This is a genomic window from Acinetobacter sp. NBRC 110496 (assembly GCF_000876115.1).
Lineage (GTDB): Bacteria > Pseudomonadota > Gammaproteobacteria > Pseudomonadales > Moraxellaceae > Acinetobacter.
Map to the genome: position 1 here is coordinate 1 of NZ_BBTF01000124.1, position 1,975 is coordinate 1,975.

Genomic DNA, 1,975 nt, shown 5'->3' on the forward strand with positions numbered 1-1,975 from the left:
AAGATCATTAAGAGAATAGAAGAACAACTTGTGTGGATTTTTACTAGTTGATCAATCGAAAATATTTCATTGATTGAAGAGTAGAAATTTCTCGAAGTTTATTTGAGCGAATTTTTAGTCAGAAAATTGATGAGCCAAGATTTGTAGCCATAAGCTACTAATGATTTTAAACTGAAGAGTTTGATCATGGCTCAGATTGAACGCTGGCGGCAGGCTTAACACATGCAAGTCGAGCGGGGAAGGGTAGCTTGCTACCTAACCTAGCGGCGGACGGGTGAGTAATGCTTAGGAATCTGCCATTTAGTGGGGGACAACATTCCGAAAGGAATGCTAATACCGCATACGTCCTACGGGAGAAAGCAGGGGATCTTCGGACCTTGCGCTAAATGATGAGCCTAAGTCGGATTAGCTAGTTGGTGGGGTAAAGGCCTACCAAGGCGACGATCTGTAGCGGGTCTGAGAGGATGATCCGCCACACTGGGACTGAGACACGGCCCAGACTCCTACGGGAGGCAGCAGTGGGGAATATTGGACAATGGGCGAAAGCCTGATCCAGCCATGCCGCGTGTGTGAAGAAGGCCTTTTGGTTGTAAAGCACTTTAAGCGAGGAGGAGGCTACCTAGATTAATACTCTAGGATAGTGGACGTTACTCGCAGAATAAGCACCGGCTAACTCTGTGCCAGCAGCCGCGGTAATACAGAGGGTGCGAGCGTTAATCGGATTTACTGGGCGTAAAGCGTGCGTAGGCGGCTTTTTAAGTCGGATGTGAAATCCCCGAGCTTAACTTGGGAATTGCATTCGATACTGGGAAGCTAGAGTATGGGAGAGGATGGTAGAATTCCAGGTGTAGCGGTGAAATGCGTAGAGATCTGGAGGAATACCGATGGCGAAGGCAGCCATCTGGCCTAATACTGACGCTGAGGTACGAAAGCATGGGGAGCAAACAGGATTAGATACCCTGGTAGTCCATGCCGTAAACGATGTCTACTAGCCGTTGGGGCCTTTGAGGCTTTAGTGGCGCAGCTAACGCGATAAGTAGACCGCCTGGGGAGTACGGTCGCAAGACTAAAACTCAAATGAATTGACGGGGGCCCGCACAAGCGGTGGAGCATGTGGTTTAATTCGATGCAACGCGAAGAACCTTACCTGGCCTTGACATACTAGAAACTTTCCAGAGATGGATTGGTGCCTTCGGGAATCTAGATACAGGTGCTGCATGGCTGTCGTCAGCTCGTGTCGTGAGATGTTGGGTTAAGTCCCGCAACGAGCGCAACCCTTTTCCTTATTTGCCAGCGAGTAATGTCGGGAACTTTAAGGATACTGCCAGTGACAAACTGGAGGAAGGCGGGGACGACGTCAAGTCATCATGGCCCTTACGGCCAGGGCTACACACGTGCTACAATGGTCGGTACAAAGGGTTGCTACCTAGCGATAGGATGCTAATCTCAAAAAGCCGATCGTAGTCCGGATTGGAGTCTGCAACTCGACTCCATGAAGTCGGAATCGCTAGTAATCGCGGATCAGAATGCCGCGGTGAATACGTTCCCGGGCCTTGTACACACCGCCCGTCACACCATGGGAGTTTGTTGCACCAGAAGTAGGTAGTCTAACCGCAAGGAGGACGCTTACCACGGTGTGGCCGATGACTGGGGTGAAGTCGTAACAAGGTAGCCGTAGGGGAACCTGCGGCTGGATCACCTCCTTAACGAAAGATTGGTGACTGGTAAGAATCCACAACAAGTTGTTCTTCGAAGATGTATCTGAGGGTCTGTAGCTCAGTTGGTTAGAGCACACGCTTGATAAGCGTGGGGTCACAAGTTCAAGTCTTGTCAGACCCACCAAATCTGATTGCTGAAGCTTAGATTAAAAGATATGTCGTTCATTAAGTGATAAGCTGGGGACTTAGCTTAGTTGGTAGAGCGCCTGCTTTGCACGCAGGAGGTCAGGAGTTCGACTCTCCTAGTCTCCACCATG

General features: G+C 49.8%; 2 tRNA genes and 1 rRNA gene. All 3 read left to right on the plus strand.

Going from position 1 to position 1,975, the window contains the following annotated elements:
• The first annotated feature begins 168 nt into the window (after window positions 1-168).
• The 3 genes from Aba26S_RS20795 (at window position 169) to Aba26S_RS20805 (ending at window position 1,973) form a co-directional block, all read left to right on the plus strand.
• Window positions 169-1,706: ribosomal RNA gene (locus Aba26S_RS20795) — 16S ribosomal RNA — on the plus strand.
• Between the two features lie 59 nt (window positions 1,707-1,765).
• Window positions 1,766-1,842, plus strand: a tRNA-Ile gene (locus tag Aba26S_RS20800).
• 55 nt (window positions 1,843-1,897) lie between these two features.
• A tRNA-Ala gene (locus tag Aba26S_RS20805) sits at window positions 1,898-1,973 on the plus strand.
• Window positions 1,974-1,975 lie beyond the last annotated feature (2 nt).